The organism is Roseobacter sp. HKCCD7870 (assembly GCF_037830315.1).
Lineage (GTDB): Bacteria > Pseudomonadota > Alphaproteobacteria > Rhodobacterales > Rhodobacteraceae > M30B80.
Map to the genome: position 1 here is coordinate 1619726 of NZ_JBBLYO010000001.1, position 26777 is coordinate 1646502.

At 53.5% G+C, this 26777-nt stretch carries 24 protein-coding genes and 1 tRNA gene; 11 read left to right on the plus strand and 14 right to left on the minus strand.

Features of this window, described 5'->3' with window-relative positions; translation table 11 throughout:
• The first annotated feature begins 4 nt into the window (after positions 1-4).
• Positions 5-1057, plus strand: a complete 1053-nt coding sequence (locus tag AAC637_RS08185) for a lipocalin-like domain-containing protein (RefSeq protein ID WP_340303084.1) — start codon at positions 5-7, stop codon at positions 1055-1057.
• Here AAC637_RS08185 and AAC637_RS08190 read toward each other — a convergent pair.
• Positions 1054-2559 carry an alpha/beta fold hydrolase gene (locus AAC637_RS08190; protein ID WP_340303085.1) on the minus strand — a complete coding sequence of 502 codons (1506 nt, stop codon included), beginning with the start codon at positions 2557-2559 and terminating at the stop codon, positions 1054-1056. The two genes, AAC637_RS08185 and AAC637_RS08190, sit on opposite strands and share 4 nt — an antisense overlap.
• A gap of 150 nt (positions 2560-2709) precedes the next feature.
• On the opposite strand from AAC637_RS08190, the gene serB reads away from it, so the two are divergent.
• On the plus strand, positions 2710-3585 hold the full coding sequence (gene serB, locus AAC637_RS08195; RefSeq protein ID WP_340303086.1) for a phosphoserine phosphatase SerB: 876 nt from the start codon (positions 2710-2712) through the stop codon (positions 3583-3585).
• Between the two features lie 42 nt (positions 3586-3627).
• Here the strand turns inward: serB and gltB are convergent, their stop codons facing one another.
• From gltB to AAC637_RS08210, 3 genes are read right to left on the minus strand one after another with little or no spacing between them, the layout of a single operon-like run.
• Complete coding sequence (gene gltB, locus AAC637_RS08200) at positions 3628-8166, minus strand: glutamate synthase large subunit (RefSeq protein WP_340303087.1); 4539 nt, start codon at positions 8164-8166, stop codon at positions 3628-3630.
• A gap of 58 nt (positions 8167-8224) precedes the next feature.
• The gene (locus AAC637_RS08205) at positions 8225-8899 is read right to left on the minus strand and encodes a hypothetical protein (protein ID WP_340303088.1); all 675 of its coding nucleotides are present in this window, start codon (positions 8897-8899) and stop codon (positions 8225-8227) included.
• Positions 8900-8938: 39 nt separating this feature from the next.
• The gene (locus AAC637_RS08210) at positions 8939-10372 is read right to left on the minus strand and encodes an NAD(P)-dependent oxidoreductase (RefSeq protein WP_340303089.1); all 1434 of its coding nucleotides are present in this window, start codon (positions 10370-10372) and stop codon (positions 8939-8941) included.
• 214 nt (positions 10373-10586) lie between these two features.
• Here AAC637_RS08210 and AAC637_RS08215 point away from each other — a divergent pair, with 214 nt between their 5' ends.
• Positions 10587-11390, plus strand: coding sequence for an undecaprenyl-diphosphate phosphatase (locus AAC637_RS08215; protein WP_340303090.1), 804 nt, complete (start codon positions 10587-10589; stop codon positions 11388-11390).
• Positions 11391-11393: 3 nt separating this feature from the next.
• Here AAC637_RS08215 and AAC637_RS08220 read toward each other — a convergent pair whose 3' ends face one another.
• Positions 11394-12374, minus strand: coding sequence for a complex I NDUFA9 subunit family protein (locus AAC637_RS08220; protein WP_340303091.1), 981 nt, complete (start codon positions 12372-12374; stop codon positions 11394-11396).
• 196 nt (positions 12375-12570) lie between these two features.
• On the opposite strand from AAC637_RS08220, the gene AAC637_RS08225 reads away from it, so the two are divergent.
• Positions 12571-12657 (plus strand) — tRNA-Leu (locus tag AAC637_RS08225).
• Positions 12658-12806: 149 nt separating this feature from the next.
• Here the strand turns inward: AAC637_RS08225 and AAC637_RS08230 are convergent.
• The 3 genes from AAC637_RS08230 to AAC637_RS08240 all read right to left on the minus strand — a co-directional run bounded on the left by AAC637_RS08230 (position 12807) and on the right by AAC637_RS08240 (position 14799).
• Positions 12807-13388, minus strand: coding sequence for a PepSY domain-containing protein (locus AAC637_RS08230; RefSeq protein WP_340303092.1), 582 nt, complete (start codon positions 13386-13388; stop codon positions 12807-12809).
• Between the two features lie 5 nt (positions 13389-13393).
• Positions 13394-13966 (minus strand): hypothetical protein, encoded by a 573-nt coding sequence (locus AAC637_RS08235; RefSeq protein ID WP_340303093.1) that lies wholly within the window; start codon positions 13964-13966, stop codon positions 13394-13396.
• Positions 13967-14397: 431 nt separating this feature from the next.
• Positions 14398-14799 (minus strand): hypothetical protein, encoded by a 402-nt coding sequence (locus AAC637_RS08240; protein WP_340303094.1) that lies wholly within the window; start codon positions 14797-14799, stop codon positions 14398-14400.
• A 165-nt stretch (positions 14800-14964) separates the two neighbouring features.
• Here AAC637_RS08240 and AAC637_RS08245 point away from each other — a divergent pair, with 165 nt between their 5' ends.
• The gene (locus AAC637_RS08245) at positions 14965-15477 is read left to right on the plus strand and encodes a helix-turn-helix transcriptional regulator (RefSeq protein ID WP_340303095.1); all 513 of its coding nucleotides are present in this window, start codon (positions 14965-14967) and stop codon (positions 15475-15477) included.
• A 21-nt stretch (positions 15478-15498) separates the two neighbouring features.
• Here the strand turns inward: AAC637_RS08245 and AAC637_RS08250 are convergent, their stop codons facing one another.
• From AAC637_RS08250 to AAC637_RS08270, 5 genes are read right to left on the minus strand one after another with little or no spacing between them, the layout of a single operon-like run.
• A complete protein-coding gene (locus AAC637_RS08250) occupies positions 15499-15894 on the minus strand; it encodes a DUF2147 domain-containing protein (protein ID WP_340303096.1) in 396 nt (131 codons plus the stop codon).
• Positions 15895-15937: 43 nt separating this feature from the next.
• A complete protein-coding gene (locus AAC637_RS08255; protein ID WP_340303097.1) occupies positions 15938-16798 on the minus strand; it encodes a TauD/TfdA family dioxygenase in 861 nt (286 codons plus the stop codon).
• Positions 16799-16801: 3 nt separating this feature from the next.
• Positions 16802-17605, minus strand: coding sequence for an SDR family NAD(P)-dependent oxidoreductase (locus AAC637_RS08260; RefSeq protein ID WP_340303098.1), 804 nt, complete (start codon positions 17603-17605; stop codon positions 16802-16804).
• Positions 17605-19032 carry an AMP-binding protein gene (locus AAC637_RS08265; protein WP_340303099.1) on the minus strand — a complete coding sequence of 476 codons (1428 nt, stop codon included), beginning with the start codon at positions 19030-19032 and terminating at the stop codon, positions 17605-17607. The genes AAC637_RS08260 and AAC637_RS08265 overlap by 1 nt, the downstream gene beginning before the upstream one ends.
• Positions 19032-19610, minus strand: a complete 579-nt coding sequence (locus AAC637_RS08270) for a thermostable hemolysin (protein ID WP_340303100.1) — start codon at positions 19608-19610, stop codon at positions 19032-19034. Before AAC637_RS08270 ends, AAC637_RS08265 begins: the two co-directional genes overlap by 1 nt.
• Positions 19611-20281: 671 nt before the next feature.
• On the opposite strand from AAC637_RS08270, the gene AAC637_RS08275 reads away from it, so the two are divergent.
• From AAC637_RS08275 to AAC637_RS08300, 6 genes are all read left to right on the plus strand, one after another.
• Complete coding sequence (locus AAC637_RS08275) at positions 20282-21583, plus strand: extracellular solute-binding protein (protein ID WP_340303101.1); 1302 nt, start codon at positions 20282-20284, stop codon at positions 21581-21583.
• A 65-nt stretch (positions 21584-21648) separates the two neighbouring features.
• The gene (locus tag AAC637_RS08280) at positions 21649-22530 is read left to right on the plus strand and encodes an ABC transporter permease subunit (RefSeq protein WP_340303102.1); all 882 of its coding nucleotides are present in this window, start codon (positions 21649-21651) and stop codon (positions 22528-22530) included.
• A gap of 10 nt (positions 22531-22540) precedes the next feature.
• The gene (locus tag AAC637_RS08285) at positions 22541-23413 is read left to right on the plus strand and encodes an ABC transporter permease subunit (RefSeq protein WP_340303103.1); all 873 of its coding nucleotides are present in this window, start codon (positions 22541-22543) and stop codon (positions 23411-23413) included.
• 12 nt (positions 23414-23425) lie between these two features.
• Positions 23426-24472, plus strand: coding sequence for a sn-glycerol-3-phosphate ABC transporter ATP-binding protein UgpC (ugpC, locus tag AAC637_RS08290; RefSeq protein WP_340303104.1), 1047 nt, complete (start codon positions 23426-23428; stop codon positions 24470-24472).
• The gene (locus tag AAC637_RS08295; RefSeq protein ID WP_340303105.1) at positions 24469-25485 is read left to right on the plus strand and encodes an endonuclease/exonuclease/phosphatase family protein; all 1017 of its coding nucleotides are present in this window, start codon (positions 24469-24471) and stop codon (positions 25483-25485) included. Before ugpC ends, AAC637_RS08295 begins: the two co-directional genes overlap by 4 nt.
• Complete coding sequence (locus AAC637_RS08300) at positions 25482-26294, plus strand: sugar phosphate isomerase/epimerase family protein (protein WP_340303106.1); 813 nt, start codon at positions 25482-25484, stop codon at positions 26292-26294. Before AAC637_RS08295 ends, AAC637_RS08300 begins: the two co-directional genes overlap by 4 nt.
• A 165-nt stretch (positions 26295-26459) precedes the next feature.
• Here the strand turns inward: AAC637_RS08300 and AAC637_RS08305 are convergent, their stop codons facing one another.
• A complete protein-coding gene (locus AAC637_RS08305; RefSeq protein ID WP_340303107.1) occupies positions 26460-26705 on the minus strand; it encodes a hypothetical protein in 246 nt (81 codons plus the stop codon).
• Positions 26706-26777: the final 72 nt, after the last annotated feature.

The window sequence follows — 26777 nt, forward strand, 5'->3', positions numbered from 1 at the left end:
TGCATTGGTTTTTATATGGATTGCCCCTGTCGCCCATGCTCAGGGTTTCGCGGGGCTTGGCCTCAGCGCCGAAGGATATGCGGCGGTCGATCCGAACCGACCGATCACATTTCCACAGGATCACACGGCTCACCCCGATTATCGAATCGAGTGGTGGTATCTGACCGCCAATCTAACCGATGCCGCAGGAAACCCGCTTGGGGCGCAATGGACTGTGTTTCGCAATGCAACCCGCCCCGCTGATGGTCAAATCAATGCGTGGGAAGACGGGCAAATCTGGCTCGGCCATGCCGCTGTCACCCTGCCTGATCAGCATTACCACAGCGAACGCTATGCCCGTGGTGGCACGGGCCAAGCGGGGGCATTACTAACCAAAAATCTGCTTGAGGTCTGGATTGATGATTGGGGGTTACAGTCTCTAAACACTGCATCAGAGACCGATGCACTTGACCAGATCATTGTCAGCGCGCGCGGCGACACATTCGCATATGACCTCACCCTCACGCCTCATGGCCCGCTGGTGCGCCATGGGATGAATGGGTTTTCGGTGAAATCGAATGAAGGTCAGGCAAGCTATTACTACTCTCAACCGTTTTACGAGGTCAGCGGAACCATCACCTTGCCCGATGGGGCACGGCAAGTGTCAGGACAAGCATGGCTTGATCGCGAATGGTCATCGCAACCATTGGCAGCGGATCAAGCGGGATGGGATTGGGTGTCGCTTCATTTTGAAACGGGTGAAAAGCTCATGGGTTTCTCATTGCGCAGCCGCGATGAGACCCGATTTACCTCGGCCACATGGATCTCGGCAAATGGCCAACCCACCGCTTATGGTGATGGCGCACTCCGCATTACGCCTATTGTGACACATGAGGTGGCAGGGCGGGTTTTGCCTGTCGGGTGGCACATCACCCTGCCAGAACAGGGTCTAGATATCCGCACGAACGCGCTCAATCCCGATGCATGGATGGGCGGAACAATCCCCTACTGGGAGGGGCCTATTTTTAGCACAGGCAGCCATCTAGGGCGCGGATATATGGAGATGACGGGGTATTAACCCGCCTGAGACAGCGGGAAGCTGGCTGCCAGCGCCCAAGCCAAAGACAGCCCAAGCGCCAAACCCATGCCAATAACTGCCGCCTGTCCCCGCCCCAATCGGCCATAGACAAAGCCAAAACTGGCATAAAACAATAGGATCACAGGCAAGATCAGGATCAAAAACAACATCCGATCAAAATCCAATGCGACCGCAAGGCCAAGCGATGCCAAAAAGGCAAAACGCACCAAAATCCGTTTCCATATCGGCGCGCGGGCGGCGGAAATCAGCGCCGCATCCGCAATCATCGCCGGCAATGCGCCGATTAAAATCATCACAAATGGCAGCAGGCGTGCGCCTCCTGCCCAAAAACTGCCGACATAGCGATCCAGATAAAGACCCATAAGACCAAGTGCGACAGCGCCAAACCCGATCCCAATCCACAGGCTGCGCAAAACCCGGCGCGGGGTTGGAAAAATCACCGAACCATGACCTGTGATCAACAAAATCGCAATCGCAACCCCCCCATAAAGGGCAATGTGCAGCGCAAGGTAATCGGCAACAATGACAGGCAAAAATGGCAGAGATGCCCCCCGTAAAACCACAGGCGTTATCAGGGCGGGCAGAAGCGCCGCCAACCAAAAGGCGCGCGGCGCAATTGGCAAAACCCGCCTTGCTTTTCCGCCAAATCCCAATGTCGCAAGCCCACCGAGGGCCATCACAATCCCCGCAAACCCGCCCAAAATTATTGCACCATAGGGCGCGATAGAGGGCGGGCTTGCGCGGGTGATGCCAAATTCTGCATCATACCACGCAATCACCTCGGCAATGGCCGCGCGGGAATAGAGAATGCCGACATGCTCGGTCATCGGCGCAACAAGGGCCGCGCGGGCAAAACCTGTCACATCGCGAATGCGATCACCTTCGCTTGCGCCGATTTGTTGCATCACCGATTGCGCCGCCGCGCGCAATCCTGCCTCCCATTGGCCATTGATCATCAGGAGCGAGCGCGGCTCGCCAGGCGTAATCGCCAAGGAAAAGACCGATAATGCAGCGGTGGTCGCAACACGCGGATCCTCTATCGCTTGGCGGATGATGATATCACTGGCCATCGAATGGCCCAAATAGGCCAGCCCGTTTGCCTGCCCGACCGCGTCAATGGCGCGATCCGTGACGCGGGCCAGTTCCTCTATCAAATAACGGGTTGTGCCATCTATCGCGGTGACATCGCCGCGCATCGGTTGGCGATTGCGGCCATGCCCCTCAAAATCGAAGCTAAAGGTCACGTAACCCGCTTTGGCCAAAGATATTTGGTAGGCCTGCATCAGTTGGCGTGACCCTGCAAAACCATGCGCAATTATAATGACCGGCCCGGTGGATGCAGGGCGCTGCATCCAAGTCACTGGGGTGTCACCCCATAGCATCTGCTGCTGCACGATATCTGCGCGATCCCGCTCGAGGACGATCACGGCGCTCAATGCGAGAAGCGCGCCCAGTATCAGTCCAATCACAGCGCGGATCATGCCAAATCTGCCCCTTACCAAGCCAATCTTTGGCCCAAGCTAACGCAAAATTGCCGCTTGCGCACCCAAAGTGATTGTTGACTGGCCAAGACCAAGGACATTTCCTATAGGATCAATGGACTTTCGCCATATCCCCAAAGGGACAAAGCCATGTTTGTTGTCACATTAATCACCAATCCCGCAATCCATTTGGAACCAGAATTGGTGGCAAGCCTCCGCAATGCATTGGGCGGCGGTGATGCTGTGTGGCTGAACCCAAACACAGCGGCAGAATTCACTATTTCGCAAGCGCTCACCAATTTCGAAGACATCTGGGCCAGCCTTCAGGTCGAAGGTGTGGATATGGTTTTGCAACCCCAAGAAGGGCGGCGCAAGAAAATGCTGCTGGCGGATATGGATTCGACCATGATCCGCCAAGAATGCATTGATGAATTGGCCGCCGAGGCGGGTGTTGGCCCGCGCGTGGCCCAGATTACCGCCCGCGCGATGAATGGCGAATTGGATTTCGAAGGCGCGCTTCGCGAACGTGTGAGCCTGCTCAAGGGCCTCGATGTCGCGGTGATCAACCATGTTTTCGAAAAGCGCATTCACCTTATGCCGGGCGGCCCCGTTCTTTTGGCTACTATGAAGGCAAATGGGGCCTATGCCGCGCTTGTATCTGGGGGGTTTACGGCCTTCACGGCGGCCATTGCAGATAGGCTTGGGTTTGACGAACACCGCGCAAACACGCTTTGCGTCGAAGGCGGTCAGCTGACAGGCAAGGTGACTGATCCAATCTTGGGACGCGAGGCCAAAGTGGAGGCCTTGAATGACATCACAGCACGGCTTGGGATTACCCCTGCCGATGTCTTGGCGGTCGGCGATGGAGCAAATGATTTGGGGATGCTGCAACTTGCAGGGGCGGGGGTCGCATTACACGCGAAACCTACAGTGCAAGCGCAAGCCAAGCATCGGATCAATCACGGTGATCTAACGGCGCTTCTTTACATGCAAGGCTACGCCGCAACAGATTTTATCAAGGCCTAAAGTAAAACCGCGCGCAAATCTCTTTGCGCGCGGTTTTTTGGATTATTCAGCAGGCACAGCCGCCGCTTCAAGGCTGATCGGATGGGCCAGCTTATTGAGCATTTCCTTGGGGCAAACCTGCAAGAAGTTTGCCTTCTCACTCTCCCAATTCTTAAGGATCATATCCGCTTTCTGCGAGGCCGTTTCCGCATGATGGCGGGTGATCAGTTCAAGCAACTGCTCTTCCCAATGTGCGACTGTGACGGGGCAAGTCACCAATGTCTCAAAGTTCATATTGATCAAAGCCTCGCCACTTGGGTCATAGAGATAGGCCATACCGCCCGTCATACCCGCGCCGAAATTGGCCCCAATTGACCCAAGGATCACGGCAACGCCGCCTGTCATATATTCACACCCGTTCGAGCCACAGCCCTCAACCACGACTTTGGCGCCTGAGTTACGCACCGCAAAGCGCTCACCCGCGCGACCCGCTGCAAAGAGATAGCCATCGGTGGCGCCATAAAGAACAGTGTTGCCGATAATGACGTTTTCAGAGGCCTTCAGAGGGCTGACTTGAGCGGGTTTCACGACAATCGTGCCACCCGACAGGCCCTTACCCACATAGTCATTGGCATCACCCGACACCTCAAGTTTCAGTCCGGGCGCTGCAAAGGCCCCTAAGGACTGCCCTGCCGAACCCTCCAATTTCACCGTCAGGTGATTTGGTTGAAGGCTGTTGCGCATCCCGAATTTCTGCACGATGTGGCTAGATGTCCGCGTGCCAATGGTGCGTAGCGTGTTCTGCACAGCGTAGGACAGTTGCATCTTTTCGCCATCTTGCAAAAAGCGCGCTGCATCCGCCACGATCTGTGCGTCCAACGTATCAGGCACAGAGTTGCGCGGCTTATTGCGATCATAAACAATCTTATCCGCCCCATCGACTGTGATCAGCATGGGGTTAAGATCAAGATCATCAAGATGCGCCGAACCACGGCTGACCTGTGTCAACAAATCGGCGCGGCCAATGACGTCATCAAGACTGCGCGCGCCAATCTCTGCCAGAACCTCGCGCACTTCTTGCGCGTAGAAGGTGATCAGATTGACAACCTTATCTGCGTTTCCTGTGAATTTAGCGCGCAAGCTTTCGTCTTGCGTGCAAACGCCCACGGGGCAGGTGTTCGACTGGCACTGGCGCACCATGATACATCCCATGGCAATCAACGCAGCCGTGCCGATACCATATTCCTCGGCCCCCATCATGGCTGCCATGACAATGTCACGACCTGTGCGCAGGCCACCATCGGTGCGCAAGGTGATTCGGTCGCGCAGGTTGTTCATCGACAAGACCTGATGCGCCTCGGTCAGGCCCATCTCCCATGGCAGACCCGCATATTTGATCGAGGTCGCGGGGCTTGCACCCGTTCCACCATTGTGGCCTGAGATTAGGATGACATCCGCCTTTGCCTTGGCGACACCCGCCGCAATCGTGCCAACGCCCGATGAGGCCACCAATTTCACGGTGACTTTCGCGCGGGGGTTGATCTGCTTGAGGTCATAGATCAGCTGCGCCAGATCTTCGATGGAATAGATATCGTGATGCGGCGGCGGCGAGATCAGCGTCACACCTTTGGTCGAGTGACGAAGGCGCGCAATCAAATCTGTCACCTTCATACCAGGCAACTGACCGCCTTCACCCGGCTTGGCACCTTGTGCGACCTTGATCTCCAACTCCTCGCAATGGTTCAGATATTCCGCTGTAACGCCAAAGCGGCCCGATGCGACCTGTTTGATCTTGGCGCTTGGGTTGTCGCCATTGGGCTCTGGTGTGAAATGTGCGGGATCTTCACCGCCTTCACCACTATCGGATTTCGCGCCAATACGATTCATCGCTACGTTGAGCGTCTTATGGGCCTCGGGGCTAAGCGCCCCAAGGCTCATGCCCGGCGTGACAAAGCGCTTGCGGATTGAGGTGATGGATTCCACTTCTTCAATCGCAAGGGGCTGACCCAAAGGCTTAATGTCCAACAAGTCACGCAAATGAATGGGCGGGTTGGCGCGCATCTTGGCGGAATATTGTTTCCACAATTCAAACGAGGCTTTGTTGCAGGCCATCTGCATCATATGCATCGACTGCGCTTCCCAAGCGTGGGTTTCCCCCGAACGGCGGGATTTATAGAAACCGCCAATTGGAAGGATTCCATCGCCCTGCAACCAACCAAGCGCGTGGACTTCTTCACATTTTTTCTGAAGGCCCGAAACGCCAATGCCCGAAATGCGGCTCGTCATGCCGGGGAAATATTCCGCAACCATGGCGCGGCTCAGACCCACAGCCTCGAAGTTCAAACCACCACGATATGAGGAAATCACTGAAATCCCCATTTTGGCCATGATTTTCAACAAGCCTTGGTCAATCGCGTTGCGATAGCGTGCGACCGCTTCGGTCAAAGTGCCCTCCAACAGACCGCGCTCAATGCGATCCGCCAGCGAATCCTCTGCCAAATAGGCGTTCACTGTAGTTGCCCCACAACCCACCAGAACCGCAAAATAATGCGGGTCAATGCATTCCGCTGATCGGATGTTGAGCGAGCAGAATGTGCGCAAACCCTTGCGCGTCAGCCACGAATGCACCGCGCTTGTCGCCAAGATGATTGGCATCGCGACTTTTTCTGCGCTTTGGAACCGGTCGGTCAACACGATATGCGCAGCACCCGAACGCACTGCATCCTCGGCCTCTTGGCGGATTCGCTCCAGCCCATCACGCAAGCCATTTTTATCCGCACCCGCAGCAAAGGTCGCGTCAATCGTCACCACGGCATAGCCGAAATGCTTTACCATCGCGTCAAATTGCGCATTGCCCACGAAAGGACTGTCGAGAACCAAAATCTCGGTTTGGCTGCTATCTTCGTCCAACACATTCTTCAGGTTGCCGAAGCGCGTCTTAAGGCTCATCACCCGATATTCGCGCAAACTGTCAATCGGGGGGTTCGTCACCTGACTGAAATTCTGGCGGAAGAAGTGGCTCAATGGGCGATATTTCTTCGACAAAACCGCGCTTGGCGTATCATCGCCCATAGAGGCCAAGGCCTCTTTGCCATCTTCGGCCATTGGTGCAAGGATATGTTCCAATTCCTCAATCGTATAGCCCGCAGCCACCTGACGGCGGCGCAGATCTTCGCCTGAGAAAATCGCCGTTTCTGTAAGCCCTTCGGTTTCCTTGGCCAAATCCGTGATCTTGCCGACCCAGTCGCCAAACGGGCGCGCCGCAGCCAAGGCATCCTTGATCTCGGTATCGTGGAATAGCTTTTGCGTTTCCATATCGACCGCAATCATCTGACCAGGCCCAAGCGCGCCTTTTTCGATCACGCGCGCCTCGTCAACGGGCACCATACCTGCCTCGGAGCCCGCAATCAGCATCCCATCGCCCGTCACCACATAGCGCATTGGACGCAGACCGTTTCGGTCAAGACCCGCACAAACCCAACGTCCATCGGTCATTGCAAGGGCGGCGGGGCCATCCCATGGCTCCATCACCGAATTGCAATAGGAATACATATCCTGCCATGCCTGCGGTAATTCGCTGGCGGTTTGGCTCCAAGCCTCGGGAACGAGCATGGTTTTTGCCATTGGCGCATTGCGACCTGCGCGCACCAAAACCTCGAACACAGCGTCCAAAGCGGCAGAGTCAGACGACCCTTGCGGGATGATCGGCTTAATATCTTCGGCCATATCCCCGAAATAGGTGGATGCCATGCGAATCTCATGGCTCTTCATCCAGTTCACATTACCCTTGAGCGTGTTGATTTCGCCATTATGGGCCAACATGCGGAATGGCTGCGCCAACCACCATTGTGGGAATGTGTTGGTTGAATACCGCTGGTGGTAAATCGCGAAGGCGGATTCAAACCGCTCATCCTGAAGGTCGGGATAGAATTCCGACACCTGTTCCGCCAACATCATACCTTTGTAGATGATCGAACGGCAGGAAAGAGAGCACAGATAAAGTTGCCCCACGCCTGCGGTCGCAGCAGCTTTTTCAATGCGGCGGCGGATGACGTAAAGCTCGCGCTCGAATTGTTCGTGATCGATGCCCTTTTCATTCCGGATCAAGATTTGCTCAATCTCGGGCCGCGTTGCATTGGCCTTTTCACCAAGGCAAGCGGTGTCAACAGGCACATGACGCCAGCCGTAAATATAGTGCCCCATCCGCAAAACTTCGGTTTCGACAATCGTGCGGCACCGCTCTTGCGCGCCAAAATCCGAACGCGGCAAGAACACCTGACCGACTGCAATCAATTTGTCAGAAGCAGGCTCATGGCCTGTGCGGCGAATTTGATCATAGAAAAACTGCACAGGGATTTGCACATGGATGCCTGCGCCATCACCTGTCTTTCCATCCGCGTCCACAGCGCCGCGATGCCAAACGGCCTTAAGCGCGTTGATCCCGTTTTCCACCACGCGGCGTGAAGGTTTGCCATCGACAGCAACGACCAAACCCACACCACAAGAGGAATGTTCCTCCTCACGGGAATACATACCATGCTCGGCCATAAACGCGCGCTTGGCCTCTTCTGCGGCCACCCATTCGGCATCAAACTGGGTCATCACTCATACCTTTCTTTCGGAAGGGGCATCTTCGGGATGCACGAAACGGGCCGAGACCCTAGGATAAAACATCACCGCAATCATAAAGCGGCAGTGCATTCAGAAATCCCGCCTCATTGGGACGGGCAAAATCAACGGGGCTTGCGTCATAGGAGATTTCTTCCCCATTTGGCAGGGTCAGCGTCTCGGTGCCGCCAAAGAACATCCGCAAAGAGGGGCTTGTATATTGGTTTCCCACAGTGCTGCGTGTGCCGTCTGGCGTGGTTTCGGTATAGGCAAATTCCGTGCGTGCCAAAACCTCACCGTCAATCTCAACTGTATCTCCCGTAAGAGCGTCAAAACCGCTGTAATCGCGGGTAAAGGGCGCGTCCCCTTCTGAGACAGACAGCGAAAAAGTGAAACTGTCCCGCCCTGTCTCAAGCAATTCGCTAAGGCTTGCGGGGTCAATTTCAGGTTGGACCAAGTGCGACCGAAGGCCCGTGCGAAGATCAAGCGATTCAAGCCACCGAAACTCACGATCCGTATGGGATAGTGACATTGGCCCATCGACATCTAGGCTGAGGCGCCAATGCTCACCCGCAGGATCACCCTCACAGGTCCAATAATGCGAGACCATGCATCCGCGGCTTTGAACCGTGAGGAAGGCTTCGCACCCCGCAGGCGGTGTGATTTGCGCCGCTTGCGCCATCGCCGCAACACCAATGACCCCGCCCGCCGATGCGAGAAGGGTCAAGTGACGTGCGATGCTATGCGCAAGACGGGCCATATCGGATCACTCAGCCGCTATCACGCCGTGGCCTGCAACTTTTGCAAGGATCGCATCCGCTGCTTCACGGCCATCACGGATCGCCCAAACAACAAGGCTCGCCCCGCGCGCAATATCGCCAACGGCATAGACGTTTTCCAATGCCGTTTCATGGCTATGGAAATCGGTCTTTACCGTCCCCCAACGGGTGACAGGCAAATCTGCGCAACTCCAAAGCGTGGGCAGATCTTCTGGCTCAAAGCCCAAGGCCATGATCACCAGATCCGCGTCCTCAACATAATCGGCACCCTCAATCACCTCGGGGCTTTGACGGCCTGTCGCATCAGGCGCGCCAAGGCGCATTTTCTGAACCTCGACACCTGTTACAGGATTACCAACAAAACCTTTTGGCGCGGACAACCAGACAAATTCCACGCCCTCTTCTTCGGCGTTCTGAACTTCGCGTTGGCTGCCGGGCATATTCGCGCGGTCACGGCGATATAGGCATTTCACAGAGGTCGCACCCTGACGAATCGCACTGCGCACACAGTCCATCGCAGTATCACCACCGCCGATTACGACAACTTTTTTGCCTTCGGCATTCAATGCGCCAGTGTCAAAATCAGGCACAGCATCGCCAAAGCTTTTGCGGTTGGACGCGGTCAGATAATCCAATGCCTTGACGATCCCCGAAGCCTCATGCCCCGCAACGTCCAAGTCGCGCGATTTATAGACGCCTGTCGCGATCACGATGAAGTCATGCTTTTCGCGCAGCGCCTCAAAGGTGATGTCGCGGCCAATATCGGTGTTCAACTCGAACTTGACCCCGCCTTTTTGCAAAAGCTCATTGCGGCGCATCACCACGGGCTTTTCCAATTTGAACCCTGGAATCCCGTAGGTCAAAAGCCCGCCTGCGCGGTCATAACGATCATAGACTGTCACCTGGAGCCCCGCGCGGCGCAGACGATCTGCGGCAGCCAAACCGCCTGGCCCTGCGCCAATGATGCCCACGGATTCTGCCCGCTCGGTTGTGGGGGAAATGGGCATCACCCAACCTTCATCCCATGCGGTATCGGTGATGTATTTCTCGACCGAGCCGATGGTGACCGTGCCATGCCCAGATTGTTCGATCACACAATTACCTTCGCACAGGCGATCTTGCGGGCAGATACGCCCACAGATTTCAGGGAATGTGTTTGTGGCTTGGCTGATCTCATAGGCCTCGCGTAGGCGCCCTTCGGCAGTCAGGCGGAGCCAGTCGGGAATATTGTTGTGAAGCGGGCAATGCGATTGGCAATAGGGCACGCCGCATTGGCTGCAACGGCCTGCTTGCTCCGCGGCTTTTTGCTCGGCATACTCGGCATAGATCTCGCGAAAATCCGCACGGCGTTCTTCGGCGGATCTCTTCTCGGGCGTTTCTTTAGCCACGGAGACAAATTTTAACATCGGTTGCTTAGCCACGGAACTTCTCCCATCTTCAACGCGCTTCTCTTATTCCGAAAGCGCACCACATAAAAGACAGTAATACTGACCTATATAATGCTGTTTTCATTCCTGGCGGCCAATTTGCAACTTTGATTTACAAAAATAGGTATTGCACCATTACCTATTCGAAAAAATATCACATTAATTCAAGTCTTTAGAAAAGACTCGTTTTTATTGGGACATAGAACTCATGAGCCTGTTTTATCTTTTTATTCTCGCTACGATCCAAGGGATCACAGAATTTCTGCCGATATCCTCCTCTGGTCACCTGATTCTATTGCCCGCGCTGATGAATCATGCCGACCAAGGTCAGGTGATTGATGTCGCCGTGCATGTCGGCACATTGGGCGCCGTCATCTTGTATTTCTGGGCCGATGTAAAAGAGGCGCTGTTTGGGTTTTTCCGCCTCCTGCGCGGCCAGATTGACACACGCGGCGCGTTTCTCGCACTGTGCCTAATCATATCCACAGTGCCCGTGGTTGTGGCAGGATTGGTGTTCAAGCTTACGGGCCTCTCTGACCTACTGCGCTCAACTGCGGTCATCGGATGGACGATGCTTGGATTCGGAATTGTGCTTTATTGGGCAGACCGCACAGGCACAGAAACGAAGCCTGCCACGGCATGGACGCTAAAAGATGCGCTGGTTATGGGGTGTGCGCAAATTCTTGCACTAATCCCCGGCACATCTCGCTCGGGCATCACCATCACTGCCGCACGAAAACTGGGCTACGGGCGCGAAGATGCGGCGCGGTTGTCGATGCTCATGTCAATTCCAGTGATCATCGCCTCTGGCACACTTTTAGGGCTTGAGGTCATTGGCACCGCAGACATGGCCACCGCACGCGATGGTGCCATCGCCGCAGGGTTCGCCTTTGTCGCGGCGCTTTTGGCCCTGTCTGTGATGATGCGCCTTTTGAAAACCATCAGCTACACACCCTATGTCATCTATCGGGTGATCTTGGGCGTCGTGCTGTTGGTGATCGCGTATAGCTAGGGCTTATCGCAGCTTAGATGCGCTATCGCGGATTGCTGCATATTGGCCGCCATCGCGATAAGGCCACAAATATTCTGGCAAAACCGTATCAAGCGCGGTTGGTGTAATGCCGAAATCTGCCAAGGTTTTTGCCTTTGGCGACACGACATTATCCCGCTTGAGCTGACGCAGCTGATCACGGGTGAGGACACCATTGGTGAAAAGGCCAAATGTCACCGCCTGCGCCATATCAAGGCCAAAGGCCAAAGGCGCCGCAGCAAGGCTTGGGATGCTCAAAATCACACGGCGGCGGCCAATCACCTTGAGCATCTTTTCAATCAACGCGCGGAAGCTCAGCTTCTCTGGCCCGCCCAATTCATAAATTCCGCTAAACCGATCATCAAGAATGGCGGTAACAGCCGCTTGGGCCAAATCATCAACATAGACAGGCTGAAATTTGCTGCCCGCCCCCATCAAAGGCACGAAAGGCGACAGCCGCGCCATCGCAGCAAAGCGGTTAAAAAACTGATCTTCAGGCCCGAACACAATCGAAGGCCGCAAGATCACCGCCTTTGGGAAAGCCGCCTTAACGCCTGCTTCACCCTGGGCTTTGGATTGCGCGTAAAGGCTATCGCTGTCTGCATCCGCACCGATAGCGGACACATGGACAAGCCGCGCGGCGCGCTCCTCTTTCGCAATCTTCGCAATGCGTGCAGCCCCTTCGGCCTGAACGGCATCAAACCTGTTTTTCCCTGATTCAACGAGAATACCCACGCAATTCACAACCGCATCGGCCCCTTTGATCGCGGCACGCACCGAAGCATCATCGCGGATATTGGCCAAGACAGGCTCGACCTGACCAACCACACCATAAGGGCGCACAAAACCTGCTTCATTAGGGCGGCGCACGGCAACACGCACGCGCCAACCTTCCTTAGCCATACGTCTTGCGAGGTAGCGCCCCACAAAACCTGAGCCGCCAAAAATTGTCACAAGCTTGGACATCGTTCTGCCTTTCGGTCGTCTGGTCTGGATTTGCGCGATTGATACGCGGCAAACCCAAGCGAAACAAGGCGCAATTATATCACGCTGAAGCGTGACATGCGCGCAATCCACATCACCCCATCCAAATCCGCGACAGCCATGCAACAGCCGTTGACAGCACTCATGCCTATATATAACAGACAGCCTCACGACACTGGCCCAGGTGGCGGAATTGGTAGACGCGCTAGCTTCAGGTGCTAGTGTCTGTATGGACGTGGAGGTTCGAGTCCTCTCCTGGGCACCAAAGAACGATTAAAAATAAAATAAAATCAATCGTTTATATTTTTATTATCTTCACACATTCACCCTTTTATCCACCTTTTTAGTTCCGCGCGTCCCACGCACGCGCGTTGCTCCCGTTTTGTGTGTAACCGCTTAGTTTTTATGTGCGGGCTATTTTGGCCAAAGGCCACCCAAAGCGCGCAAGTAGCGCTTGTGCCGTGGGAAGCCCCAGATAAACAAACCTGAAAATCCAAAAATAATAAGGGCCCACGCGGTTATATCCGCTAAAATTGTGCCAAAGCGTGTATCGACCCAACCCAGATTGTGGAAGGTTGATAAAAATCGACCCCAATAGATTTTGCGATGCAATCGGGTGCCATCAGGCGCAAAGATTGTGCGGGTGAGACGGGTTTTGTGGTAGAAATGCCCTGTATCAGCGGCGACAATCACCTGTGCCCGTTCACCCAAAAACTGATAAGCACGAAAGCCATGATAGGTGGTTTGCTTGGCATCTGTGATGACAAGATCGGGGAAGTGATCTTCCACCACGGCCAGCGCCTGCGCCGCCGATAGCGGTGAGTCAAGCATGGCTTCGGACAGGGCGGTCTCATCATATGCGCCTGAGGGCAGCATATTTAACACCGCTTGTTGGTGATTGAAATAAAACCCCGAAAACCCAAACAGGATGATCCACGGCAAAATCAGCAACCCAAGCCAACTGTGTAGAGTTCGAATGAAGCGAAAAACGCGCATTGGATTTACCCCTCTAGGGTTTCAGAGTGAAAATTGGTCAGCGATTTCGAGATTGAAAAGGCTTTGACCCGGGCCAAGAGTTGCGCCAAAGGAACTGGCGCAGGGGTCGGGGTCAGCTCGACAATTTCATCGGGGAAAAAGGCGAAGCCTGCAGGCGCGATGTCAAAAGCATCCCGCCGCGAATAGGCGATGGATTTGCCCGCGATGAAGCGCTGCCCAAGATCAGTGTCGAGTTTGGGCAGGGGGCGGCGCATCCTGAGCGGCAGACCAAGACAAATGAAGCGATTTTTGCTGCGATCCCAGAGCAGGAGATCATCCGCGAATATGCGATCCCCGCGATAGGCGTGGTGAAAGGATAGGGTGGATTTACCAACGCCCTTTTTGCCGAATGCGATTTGCGTTGCCTCCTTTGTCCCAAAAGCGGCGCAATGCAGAAGCGTGGCATTTGAGGATTGCACAGTACAGCAATAGGCAAGATCCAAACAAAGATAATTCAGCGCATCAATCGGGTCAGGGCTGTGGTTGATAATCGTCTGGGTGCGACCAGAAATCTTAAGCACCGCATCACTCTTGGTCACAATGATGTCTAATCGAGGTGGGTTTGTCGCCTCCACGATCTGCCAACCCGTAAGGCAGGTTTCAATTAACTGTAAGAAGGGGGCAGGGCAGCGCAAATAAAGGCAAAAATCCCCGCCTTTGAGTTGCGCTGTCCTTATCATGCCCCAGTCTAGTGTCACGGCAGATTATCTCCACTCGCCGCCGCGGATCTTGCAGAAACTTTCGGTGTGAAAGCGGCCTTCCGTTTCGACATTGACAACACGGCAGAGGCGGCGCCCATCTGTTCGCGTGGACACAATTTCAAAGCGTCCCGCGCCTGATGCGAGGGCCCCGCTATAGCCATCAAGTTGGCTGTCCAATGCACTATATAGATTAGGCGTGGCGCCGCGATTAAATGTCGTGGCGACACATGCAGACAACAAAGCCACGCCTAGGATCAGGATAGCCGCCCTCATTGGAAATCCGCCAAGACATTGGCCAGATTATCCATCGAAACGGGGTCTAGCCCGTCATCATTTAGGGACTGGTCAATATTTTGTGTCTGTTGAAGGCGCAGAAGATCGTCATTGGACGAACTGCCGCTCAGCGTGTCATCAGGGCCAGAGGGGCTATTTGGCGATGAACCGCCGTTTGAGCCATTGCTGCTGCCAGATGTGCCGTTATCATCATTACCGCCGAAGCTACCTGATGAGCTGTTGTCGTTTCCACCGAAGCTGCCTGATGAACTGCTGTCATTGGCACCAGAACCGCCGCCGTCATTCGAACTTGCGCGGGCTTGGCCTGCAAGCATGGCGGTCATAGGCAAGGCTGCTGCGCCGCCCAAGAGAAGTTGTAAAGCTGTGCGTCTGATCATTTTGATACCTCGTAAATTGCGTGCCTCGCGGCAAATTGACAGGTATCGAGTTAGAACCCATGTTGAATTTTGTCGTTAAACTTTAGTTCAATGGTATCGAACTTGGGTTTGATTGAGCTATGAGCCTTAGCAATCGGCGCGAGAATGCAAGTAAAGGAAATGAATATGAAAAATAACAAAATCCTGATCCTGGCCTCTGGTGCTTTGATGGCGATTAGCAGCATATTTTTCATTACCGATGTGGTAGAAGATTTTAATTCGCGTTTAGGTGCCAACTTGCCTTACTCTGACGCTGAGTTAGTGCATCTAATATTTGAGCTCACAGCCGTTTTGGCACTTGTGCTTGGGTTAGTCCAAATGGCAATGCATCTTCGAAGCTTGCAGCGCATAAACCGTGACCAAGCTAATTCCCTTCACCATTTGCGTGAAGATTTTGATGCGTTAATTCGCCAGAAATTTGATAATTGGGGCCTTTCTAAAACAGAGGCTGATATCGGTCTCTTGATAGTGCGTGGTATGAATAATGACGAGATTGCTGAAGCCCGCGGTGTGAAATTGGGGACTATCAAGTCACAGACCCACTCGTTGATGGGTAAGGCAGGTGTAAAGTCACGGGTTGAGCTTTTATCACTTTTCGTAGACGAGTTTATTGAGGTCGGCGTAAATCCAAGAAAGTAGACTCTTTTCTTGCATATTTGGCTACTCGACCCGCACCCATTCTCCGCCATTACGGCAGATCAAGCCACCAAGGACGCAGCCGTTAACAGTGATCTGGTTCGCGGCTAATTCAAGCCGCGACATATATTCTTTATCACGATCAGGCGCGTAGATGCGTCCCTCATAGGCGCCATTGGCTGAAGGGGTTAGATCCCAGACAATCATGGTGCCAATCGTGTCGGGCGTAATGGCTTGGCCTGAGCTGTTTTCGGCGCGCTCCAACCTTCCGCAATAGGCCGCATCGCAGGCGCTAATTCGGATATAGCCAACATCGCCATGATCATCGGGCGCGGTGCGCCACAGCCCCTCGATCGGGTCAGCCGAAGCTGCGCCTGTGGCCAAAAGAAAGATCATTGTCGCTTGTTTAAGATATTTCATGTTGGGAAGTCTCCTAAGGCTTAAAGGTCGGGCTCTGCGCGCGTCAAACGCTACCCATTCCAATAAAGAGTTGGCGGTTTGTATCCATGATCTCACGCCGCCCATGCATCACGCGGGTGTTGTCCAAGACGGCGATATCGCCATCTTGCCAGTTGATCTCGTGGGTATGCGTCTCAGCCAATTCAGCCAATTGGCCAATTTCCTCTGCGCTGACCACATCATCTGCTGCGAAGTAATAGCGTGGGGGGGCATAGTTGTGAGATGGGCCAAGCATCGCATTGGCAAAACCCTGACCCCCAGACAGGTTTGAGGGGCGCACTGGCGATACGGTCAGGCGATAATTCATCCCGCCATCTTCCAAGAGGTCAAAATCTTGGTTTGGAATAAAGGCGCGGAATTCCTCAATATGACGTTCGGTCACTTCGTCAGGGCTGGAAATCGCGGGATGCTCGTTGGCAAGATAGCGTTTCCAAAGAGCCTCGGGCAAATAGCGTTCAACCACCATCGGTTGTTGCCAACGGGTTTTTTGGTCCTCGGTCATGCCTTCAAACACGGCGCGCCCGTCACAAATTGTTGTTTGCGAGCCTTCAAAGGCGGCGATTGGGCTGTAGAAGGCAACAATATCTGGGCAAACAGGTGTGTTGCCGTTTTCAGTATGCAGACCGATAGGCCCCGTGCCTGCATCAACCTTTTGCGTGTTTTTGTCGCCATATTCCCGAGCGGGGTCAAACGTGATCTTCTTGCACAAGGCGGTCGTGAGGGCACTGAATTTGGACATATCAGCGTCAAACCCGCGGAGAATGACCCACCCGTCACGGGTGAGATCTTCGCGCAGCTGTGTCAGAACAGCTGGGTCGGTGAGGGTTTGCGCCTCGGCTGTGGGGCGGATGATATTATAGCTCATGGATCAGACCTTTTCGTTTTCTGACGGCACATAGGGCAAGGGATGCGTGGGGATCCGTTTGGACTGCTTGATAAGGGCGTTATCCACCACCGCGGGAATGAGCGCATTGAGCCCCGCAAAAATCCGTTCAGCCATGCCTGGGTAAACAGTGCTGCGCCGTTTGGTGATGCCGCGCCATGCTTTGCGCGCGACTTGTTCGGGACTATCTAATTTCATCTCAAAGGGTGCGATGAGGTGGTCAAATTGCGATTGTGCCGGTGTCCGTGTGGCGCGCGGCGCGATATAGCTGACGGTGATGGAATATTCCTCTAATTCGCGGCGAAGTGCATCGGACAGGCCGCGCAAGGCAAATTTGCTCGCGGAATAGCTTGTGAAATAAGGAAAAGCGATCATCCCAAACATTGAGCCGATATTGGCGATATGCCCTTTACGGCGTGCCAAGGCAGGGATCAGGTCGCGCGTGAGCAAAATCGGCGCGATTAGGTTTGTCTCCATCAGGCGCGTAATGTCTTCATCTTGTTGATCGGTGATCCGTCCTACGCTCAGGCAACCGGCATTGTTGATCAGTAGATCCAACCCATCCCCGATTGCATCACAGAGACGAAGGCGATCTTCGGGGCGGGTGATGTCAGCATCGATCACAGCCACGGAAACGCCTGGGATCTGTGCCGCTGTTTCCTCAAGTGCATAAAGACGGCGACCAACCAAAACCAGATCGTAGCCTGCTCGCCCCGCTTCGAGGGCAAGTGCGCGGCCAATGCCAGAACCTGCGCCTGTGATGACAGCTAAGGGTGGATGGGACGACATTAAGCACATTCCTTTGCTGGGTAGGTGAGGGAAAATTTCGGGGCGGTTTTCGACAATTCGGACAGCATATTGCGAGCAATGCCGCCGCCTGCTTTCAATAGATTTGGTAGATTGGCAGGAACCATGATCACCGAAGTTGGGCGGGCGTAACTTGGCAATGCTGCGAGATGGATTGCGATATGCTCTGGGGTGATGTTCCCGCGCAAAGCGGCAAGAATTTCCAACTCACCTTGTGGGGTCTGCCATAAACCTGCTGCAACAATGCGCGGATCCGCACCAAGGCAGGCTTCGACCCATTCGGGGTTTATATTGCGGCCCGCCGGGGTGACGATCAGCCAGTCCTTGCGGCCCTCGATGATAAGATACCCATCTTCAATGCGCCCCAAATCGCCTGTGCGCCATGGGGCTTCAGGGGCAGGGACGCCAAGATAGCCCTCCATAACGCTTGGGCCAGACACGACGATTTCACCGTTATCAATCCAAGCGTTCACGCCTGATAGGATTTTTCCAACTGTGCCGTGACGCAAAGCGCCCACGCGGTTCATCGCCACGACCGAGCCGCATTCTGACAGGCCGTAACCTTCGTAGACGGGAAGTCCGAGATCAGCAGCCTGTTCGAGCAATGTGGGGGACGTATGCGCGCCCCCGACTGCGACAAAGCGAAAACTGTCGGGCGCTTTGATGCCTTTGGATTTCAGATGTGCTACGATGACCGATAGCAGAGTAGGCACAAGAATGGTTGTGCTGGGTTTGCTGTTTATCATCGCCGTGATCAAGGGCTGTGGTTCGCCGCCCGACAGGGCTACGAGCGCCGCTGCGCAAAATTCAATGCGAGCGCCACATGAGAGCGGCGTATAAAGACCCGCGATTTGCTCCAAAAGCTGCGCCATTGGCAAAAGTGAAAGATGCACATCCCGTGCATCAGGCGCGATCGCATCGCGTAGCCCTGTGATCACGGTTTGCATTTGTGTTTCGCCGATAACCACACCTTTAGGCGTCCCTGAAGAGCCTGAGGTGAAGATGATCCGTTTCGCACCCGCGATTGGCTGAAAATCTTCCAGATCATCATGCGCGGCAGGTGGCGCGGGTAGGGTAATCTGGGGAAGGTCAGGCTGGTCCTGTCCAATAACCGCGGTCAGGCCTGCGGCTTTGATGATATGCGCTTTTTGCGTGGTGGAAAAAAACGGGGGCAGATGCACGCTGATATGACCGCACGCGGTTAGCGCCAGATCTGCCAATGTAGCCTCTAGTGGATCAGATGTGGCAATGCCAATCACCTGTTGTGGCCCCTGCAAATAGGGGCGGCAGGCGGCAAGGAAACCCTGCAAAGCGCCATAGGTAATTGTCCGCGCCTCTTGGCCAAGTGCGATGGCCTCAGGCCTTTGTCTGGCCGTGCTGGCGATGGCTGCAAAGACTGACGCGACCATTACACAGCCCTCGCCGTGGCCAGGTCGTGACCCGCGACTTGGGCAGGATCACGGAACGCGCAGACCCAAGGGTCTTGCTCGTAATAGCTGCCCCATTGGGACGCATGCGGCACGCAGGCAGCTTCGGCTTTGCTGAGCAGGATCGGGGTGATTTTGGCGCGCGACAAAAGCCGCCTAATCTGGCGGGTGGCCGTGAATATACCCCAGCCAATCTGCTGTGACTGACCCCATTGGAACACTGTGCGCAAGGTTGGATAAATGGCAAAAGGTGACCGACAGGCAAGCCCCCCGACCTCTAGGACATCGTGCGGTTGAACATTGCATCCCGTTTGCAGGCTCAGGCGTTCATGAATGGGTTGGTCAAGATAATGCTGTGAAAAGAACCCTTCGTCATGGGTGCGAATGCCCGCTGCACAGGTGATTTGGTCGGCATCGGCCATGGTTAAAACCAAGCGCGGCGGTAGAAAGGATATCTCTGCGCCAAATGCCGCGCGATAGCTGTCACGCATATGCACCAGTCCAGACTCATAAAGCGGCGCAGTGCGGATATTATTTTGTTCAATCAGAAGTGTATTCACGAGATGGCCTCCATCTGGCCGAAAAACTCATCGGTTCAGTTGCCTCGTGTTGATTTGACGATTGATAGTGAATTTGGCTATTGGACTGTGGTTATGTTTTGATCAAATATTCAAATTTATAACTTCAGTTCATACGTTGTGAAATTTAGTTGGCGACGTTTACTATGTTTGTAAACCGTCCACCCTGCCAACCCCACCAACCCTGTCAACTAAGTAGTTGGCCAAGTTGGCAGGGCTGGCAAGTATCTTCAGGAATTTGCCATCAACGCGTCACGCTGATCTTTCTCAATCAATCCTCGCTCAATTAACTTGGCACAGTCAGATGAGGCTGCTCAACCTTACGGCTCTTGGGGGCTCTGACGTTGATGCCAATAATTTTATAGTCGTAGCGTTTGCAGTGCTGTTTGGACATATTTGCCTGGAATTGAGGCGGTCTGGGACATTAAACCGTTGGGGCTCCCATTTTCACAATTCTGAAATGATACCGTTAACAAAGTTTAATATTGAGCTGGCAGTAGGCCCCTGACCGAAAGGCAGGGGCTTTTTCTGTCTTCCGATCACCGATCGCTTCAGTGCGTGGCGCACTGATACTTTCATGCTGTGGGGGCAGGACTGTATTTAGTCCTAGCAAATAGGCGAATGCCTGCAGCGTTTCTGTTGGAGAAAAACTAATGAAACGTCTAATTTTGTCTGCTGCAACTGGTTTGACGATGATGTCGACTGCTGCTGTTGCGCAAACTGAGATCACATTCTGGCACGCCATGGGTGGCGCCCTGGGTGAAACCGTGAACCAAATTGCTGAAGATTTTAACGCAAGTCAGGGTGATTATGTGATTACCCCTGTTTTCAAGGGCACATATGAAGAAACTCTAACTGCAGGCATCGCTGCATTCCGTGCGGGCGAGCAGCCAAATATCCTTCAGGTGTTTGACGCAGGTGCAGCGACTGTGATCGCAGCGCAGGGCGCAACCGTTCCCGTTCAGGATTTGATGGAAGCCAATGGTGTGAACTTCGATATCGAAGATTACATCTCGGGCGTGCGGTATTTCTATGCGGACAGCGATGGTAAGATGATCGGGATGCCGTTCAACTCCTCCTCGCCTATCATGTATTACAATGTTCAGGCCTTGGAAGCAGCAGGCGTCACCCCACCGGTCACTTGGGAAGAATTTCAAGATGTGACCGCACCAGCGCTGGTTGAAGCTGGTTACATTCCTTTGGCCCAATCTCACCTGCCTTGGATTTTCACCGAAAATTTCTTCTCACGTCACAACCTGCCCTTCGCAACCAACAACAATGGTTATGATGGCATCGACACTGAAATCCTTGTGAATAACCCAGCAATTCGCGCACATTTCACTGCCCTGACTGATTGGCAAGAGCGCGGGTTCTTTGAATGGTATGGCACAGGTTGGGGCGACAACCAGACCCCATTTGAAGAGGGTAAGGTTGCGATTTGGCTCGGCTCTTCGGGGTCTTTCGGTGGCCTGTCGAAGCTTGATTTGCCATTCGATTTCTCGGCAGGTTTCTTGCCTTATTGGGAAGCTGTTACCACGGCGCCAACCCAGACTTTTATTGGTGGCGCGTCTTTGTTTGCAATGGCAGGCAAATCTGATGCCGAAAATGCGGCCACTGCAGCCTTCTTCGAGTATCTGACCTCGCCTGAGGTGCAGTATATGTGGCACCGCGAGACGGGTTATGTGCCAATCACCACTGCAGCCTATGACATGGCGAAAGCAGATGGCCATTACGACCGCTTCCCCGCAGCTGAGGTTGGCATCCAGCAGCTTTCTTTGCCATCGGGTGATAACACACGCGGCTACCGCATGGGCTTTTATGTTCAGATCCGTGATGTGATGAACCGTGAATATGGCCGCATCCTGACGGGCGAAACCTCCGTAGAAGATGCGTTCAACGCAATTGAGACTGAAGCGAACGAGCTTCTATCTCGCTTTGCACAGACCCAGGGTTAAGTCCTGACATTCCTCGGAGCGGGCGCATATTCGATGCGCCCGTTTTCCTTTCGTGAGGTCATTTCATGAAGCGTGCACTTTTTTCCAACATCTGGCTGCCCGTTGCATTATTGCTTCCGCAATTGGCCATTATTGCGGTGTTCTTTTATTGGCCCGCAGGATACGCCGTTCAATCATCCTTTTATCTACAAGACCCTTTTGGATTTGGCTCTAGTTTCGTGGGCTTGGGCAATTATCAAAGTCTCTTTCGCAACAGCGAATATTTGAAAATCGCAAATTTCACAGTTTGGTTTACGGCGATTGTGACCTTCTTCTCACTCGCCATTGCTTTGGTCTTGGCGGTCAAAGCTGACCGCGTAATCCGGGGCGCAAAGACCTATCGCACGCTGTTAATGTGGGTCTATGCCGTGGCCCCACCTGTCGCGGGCTTCATCGCTGTGATCATGTTTAACCAAAGCTGGGGACCACTGACCGAATTTTTTGCTCTCTTTGGCTATCGCTTTCAGGTCGGGGTGAATTTCAATGACACCGCCTTTGCAATGATCATGACCTCAATTTGGAAGCAGGTTCCCGTCAATTTCATCTTTTTTCTCTCAGGTCTGCAATCTATCCCGCGTTCCGTGCGGGAGGCGGCTTTGATTGATAACCGATCTGCTTCAGGGCGGTTTTGGACAGTCACATTTCCACTGTTGGCACCTACCGGGTTTTTCTTGCTGATCATCAACATAACATATGCGCTATTTGATACGTTTGGGATCGTGGACACGGTTGTGAAAGGTGAGCCAGGCAACAACCCAATGACCCTCGTTTACAAGGTCTATGTCGATGGCTTCCGTGGAAATGATTTAGGTGGCTCATCCGCACAGTCGGTTGTGTTGATGGCCCTCGTTCTCGCGCTGACCTTTGTGCAGTTCCGCTTGGTTGAGCGGCGCATTCATTACACCTGAGGGCGGATCAATGAAATTCTCACAAGAACCCCTTAAGCGCATCCGTATCAGCACGGTCATGGATCATCTCGTTTTGATTTTAGGTGCGCTGTTCATGTTGGTGCCGATGCTGATGGTTTTGCAGTTGGCCAGTGTGCCTGATGTGGAGATCATCCAACGCGGTCCAAGCCTGCATATCGGGGATCAATTAGACGATAATTTTATCAAAGCCATGTTCGAGGCATCTGGTTTTTCGGGGGAAAACACAGGGCTTTCGATGTTGATGAACTCGTTCATCCTCGGAATAGGATTTGCGATTGGCAAGATTGTTTTGGGGATGATGGCCGCCTATGCGATTGTGTATTTCCGCCTTCAGTTTGCAACCTTTGCTTTTTGGGCGATTTTTACCACGCTGCTTTTGCCACTGGAGGTGCGGATCTTACCGTCCTATGAGATCGTGCAATCTTTGGGGATGCTAAACACTTATCAAGGTTTGATTGTTCCCTTGATCGCATCTGCCACGGCCACATTTTTCTTTCGGCAATTCTTTATGTCGGTTCCTGAAGAACTGGTTGAGGCCGCGCGTATTGACGGGGCGGGGCCCATGAAATTCTTTGTCGATATCCTCGTGCCGCTGTCGCGAACAATGATTGCGGCAATGTTTATCATCATGTTCGTCTACGGGTGGAACCAATATCTCTGGCCCACCATGATCACCACCGATGAGGATATGTATACCCTGGTTCGGGGGATCAAGCAGATCATCCAAGTCTTTGAAGGCACGAATTTGCCCGAATATGGGCGTGGCAATCTGTTGGCAATGATTGCAGTAATCCCGCCTGTTTTGATCGTGGTGTTTTTTCAAAGCTGGTTCGTCAAAGGCCTGACTGAAAGCGATAAATAAAGGAATAAAAGAATGGCTGATGTCCATTTTGAAGCAGTTCAGAAAATTTACGCCAATGGGTTTGAGGCAGTCAAACCTGCAAGCTTTACAATCGCAGACGGTGAATTTGTGGTTCTGGTCGGCCCATCTGGATGCGGCAAATCAACAATGCTGCGGATGATTGCGGGTCTTGAAGAAATCTCAAGCGGTGTGCTGCGCATCGCGGATCGCGTTGTAAATGATATTGATCCTGCCGATCGTGATATTGCGATGGTTTTCCAAAACTATGCGCTCTATCCGCATATGACTGTGCGCAACAATATCGGCTACGGCCTCAAAAACCGCGCAGTGTCGCGTGATGTGATCGCAAAAAAAGTAGATGAGGCAGCAAGCATGCTGAACCTCACCGAGTATTTGGATCGTAAGCCAAGCCAGCTGTCAGGTGGGCAGCGTCAGCGCGTTGCAATGGGACGCGCGATTGTGCGTGACCCTGCGCTGTTCCTGTTCGATGAACCTTTGTCAAACCTCGATGCTAAATTGCGCAATCAAATGCGCATCGAGATTAAGGCCCTACAACGCCGCCTTGGCGTAACGTCTGTCTATGTGACCCATGATCAAGTCGAGGCTATGACAATGGCTGATCGTATCATCGTTATGAACGGTGGCGTTATCGAACAAATTGGCACGCCTGCTGAGATTTACAAAAACCCTGCCTCTACCTTTGTTGCATCCTTCATGGGTGCGCCACCCATGAACCTGTTGCAGGTGACGCGCGAAGGGACAGGCCTGCGTCTCGCCGATCAGGTTTTGAACATTGCCGCAACTGACATTGATGAAACAGTGACCTTGGGCATCCGTCCCGAGGACATCGTGCCAGACCCAAATGGATCTTTGTCGATCCATGTGGACATAATTGAAGAACTGGGCGCGCATCGCCTGCTGCATGGGCGCTTGGATGAACAACCCATCACGGTTCATGTGCCAAAAGACCATGATGTCATGACGGGGGTATCGCGCTTTTCGATGCCACTCCACGCGGTGTCTTTGTTTGACGCAAAATCGGGGCTGCGACTGTCATGATGATTGTGTCAGAATTGCCCATTATCGAGGAGCAAATGCGCACCCGTATTCTGCGTGCGCCCAAGACGCGGCAGGCCCATATCGAGCTGCTGAGCCAAATTGAGGCGATGAATTCTGTCGAACTCGGCGGGATTGCGGCATCCTCAAAGTTGCCTACACAGATATCGGTTGTTGCATGGAACCTTGAGCGTTGTTTGTTCCCCGAACAATCAGCCGCCCATCTTGCGCCTTTTGTTCCTGATTTGGTTCTGCTCTCTGAAATGGATTGTGGTATGGCCCGCACCGCGCAGCGCCATACAACCGCCGAAATGGCAAAAGAAATGGGCATGGCCTATGCCTATGGGGTCGAATTCTTCGAAATGGGATTGGGCGGTGAAACTGAGCTACCCTATTGCGAGGATATTGAAAATGCGCGCGGATGGCATGGAAACGCCATTTTATCACGTGCGCCCATGACACGGGTCGCCATGCTGCGCCTTGACAGTCATGGTCATTGGTTTGTCACAGGCCCGAATGTTGATCCAAACCAACCGCGCGTTGGGGGGCGTATGGCGCTTCTAGCTGTGATTGAAACCGATGCAGGTCCGATTTGTGCTGTCTCCACCCATTTGGAAAGCAATGCAGATGATAAGCATCGGATGGCGCAATTCGAGCATCTCTTGGATGCGATTGATGATTTTGCGCCTGATCTGCCTGTGGTGATTGGCGGGGATTTGAACACAGGTAATCACATGCCACCCGACTTTGCGTGGCAGCGGGAAGGATTGTTCGATCTTGCGCGGTCGCAAGGCTATTCATGGGATGTGAACCCAGAAGGGTACACCACGCGCCCAAGTTTGCTGACCCCCCATCCGACAAGAAAAATGAAGCTCGATTGGTTTGCTCTGCGTGGCATGCGGGGCGAGGGCGGACGCATCATTCCATCCGTTACACAAGAGAGCGATGTTTTGTCAGATCACGATGCCATTTGGTGCAGAGTGCATCCCTATGCGAGCAAAGGAGCGCAGTCATGACGCTTTCCGCGATTGGTGTGGCCGTAACTCGTGACGGCTTCGATCACTTGAAGGATTGGATTTGTAGCGAAGATCGTCCCATTGAAATCCAAGACTTCGTTGCGCCTGATCTTATTGCGGGGAATTGTTCTGCAATTATAGCACATTACAAAAGCGCGCTTTCAGGGCATAAAGGGCATCGTGGGATCCATGGTCCATTTTTTGGTTTGGATTTGGCAAATCCAGATAAGGATATCAGAAAACTGGTGCAGCAGCGGCTTTTGAAAGGCTTAGAGATCGCTGAGGCCCTGTCGGCAAAACATATGGTTGTTCACAGCCCGTTTTCTTATTGGGATTTGCTCAATCGTTATAATTACCCAAGTGCCATTCCATCCATGAATGCTGCCGCAGCAGACTGCCTTGCTGGCGTCTTGCCGCGCGCGGCCGATATTGGGTGTGATTTGGTCATTGAAAATATTGAAGACACTGACCCCAATATGCGCGTAGCGCTTGTTCAAGAGATCGCTCATCCGAACCTGAAAGTGTCGATTGATACAGGCCATGCCGATTTGGCGCATGGTCGATTTACTGCGCCGCCTATGGTCGACTTCATTACCGCAGCAGCAGGTCATTTGGGTCATGTTCACCTGCAAGATGCAGATGGCTATGCAGATCGCCATTGGCACCCTGGACAGGGACGGCTGAATTGGCAGCCCATTTTAAAAGCGATTGAGGCTCTTGATGAGGCCCCTCACTTGATCATCGAAGTCCGTGATGAAATGGCACGCATACCGCATACCGCACAATGGTTAAGCGATATTATTAAATGATACATACCAACCCCCTTGGGGTGTTTCTGCTGCTGGTTAAGTTGCGGGGCCTGAACGTTCCCGCATCTAATTGCTATCGCAGGACCCGTTTTAGCATTTTGAGCATTTTGTGATTTGCCCTCCTGGGCACCAAAGAACGATTAAAAATAAAATAAAATCAATCGTTTATAGTTTTATTATCTTCACACATCCACCCTTTTGCGTGTTTTTTTCGCCATATTCGCGGGCGGGGTCAAACGTGATCTTCTTGCACAAGGCGGTCGTGAGGGCACTGAATTTGGACATATCAGCGTCAAACCCGCGGAGAATGACCCACCCGTCACGGGTGAGATCTTCGCGCAGCTGTGTCAGAACAGCTGGGTCGGTGAGGGTTTGCGCCTCGGCTGTGGGGCGGATGATATTATAGCTCATGGATCAGACCTTTTCGTTTTCTGACGGCACATAGGGCAAGGGATGCGTGGGGATCCGTTTGGACTGCTTGAT

What these genes read in the sequence shown, in the direction of transcription:
- AAC637_RS08220 (WP_340303091.1), bottom strand. Translation starts at nt 12,374, where the DNA reads ATGTCCAAGCTTGTGACAATTTTTGGCGGCTCAGGTTTTGTGGGGCGC.
- AAC637_RS08265 (WP_340303099.1), bottom strand. Translation starts at nt 19,032, where the DNA reads ATGGTCGCGTCAGTCTTTGCAGCCATCGCCAGCACGGCCAGACAAAGG.
- AAC637_RS08215 (WP_340303090.1), top strand. Translation starts at nt 10,587, where the DNA reads ATGAGCCTGTTTTATCTTTTTATTCTCGCTACGATCCAAGGGATCACA.
- AAC637_RS08245 (WP_340303095.1), top strand. Translation starts at nt 14,965, where the DNA reads ATGAAAAATAACAAAATCCTGATCCTGGCCTCTGGTGCTTTGATGGCG.
- AAC637_RS08240 (WP_340303094.1), bottom strand. Translation starts at nt 14,799, where the DNA reads ATGATCAGACGCACAGCTTTACAACTTCTCTTGGGCGGCGCAGCAGCC.
- AAC637_RS08295 (WP_340303105.1), top strand. Translation starts at nt 24,469, where the DNA reads ATGATGATTGTGTCAGAATTGCCCATTATCGAGGAGCAAATGCGCACC.
- AAC637_RS08260 (WP_340303098.1), bottom strand. Translation starts at nt 17,605, where the DNA reads ATGTCGTCCCATCCACCCTTAGCTGTCATCACAGGCGCAGGTTCTGGC.
- AAC637_RS08275 (WP_340303101.1), top strand. Translation starts at nt 20,282, where the DNA reads ATGAAACGTCTAATTTTGTCTGCTGCAACTGGTTTGACGATGATGTCG.
- AAC637_RS08230 (WP_340303092.1), bottom strand. Translation starts at nt 13,388, where the DNA reads ATGCGCGTTTTTCGCTTCATTCGAACTCTACACAGTTGGCTTGGGTTG.
- AAC637_RS08285 (WP_340303103.1), top strand. Translation starts at nt 22,541, where the DNA reads ATGAAATTCTCACAAGAACCCCTTAAGCGCATCCGTATCAGCACGGTC.
- AAC637_RS08255 (WP_340303097.1), bottom strand. Translation starts at nt 16,798, where the DNA reads ATGAGCTATAATATCATCCGCCCCACAGCCGAGGCGCAAACCCTCACC.
- AAC637_RS08250 (WP_340303096.1), bottom strand. Translation starts at nt 15,894, where the DNA reads ATGAAATATCTTAAACAAGCGACAATGATCTTTCTTTTGGCCACAGGC.
- gltB (WP_340303087.1), bottom strand. Translation starts at nt 8,166, where the DNA reads ATGACCCAGTTTGATGCCGAATGGGTGGCCGCAGAAGAGGCCAAGCGC.
- AAC637_RS08305 (WP_340303107.1), bottom strand. Translation starts at nt 26,705, where the DNA reads ATGAGCTATAATATCATCCGCCCCACAGCCGAGGCGCAAACCCTCACC.
- AAC637_RS08190 (WP_340303085.1), bottom strand. Translation starts at nt 2,559, where the DNA reads ATGATCCGCGCTGTGATTGGACTGATACTGGGCGCGCTTCTCGCATTG.
- AAC637_RS08300 (WP_340303106.1), top strand. Translation starts at nt 25,482, where the DNA reads ATGACGCTTTCCGCGATTGGTGTGGCCGTAACTCGTGACGGCTTCGAT.
- AAC637_RS08280 (WP_340303102.1), top strand. Translation starts at nt 21,649, where the DNA reads ATGAAGCGTGCACTTTTTTCCAACATCTGGCTGCCCGTTGCATTATTG.
- ugpC (WP_340303104.1), top strand. Translation starts at nt 23,426, where the DNA reads ATGGCTGATGTCCATTTTGAAGCAGTTCAGAAAATTTACGCCAATGGG.
- serB (WP_340303086.1), top strand. Translation starts at nt 2,710, where the DNA reads ATGTTTGTTGTCACATTAATCACCAATCCCGCAATCCATTTGGAACCA.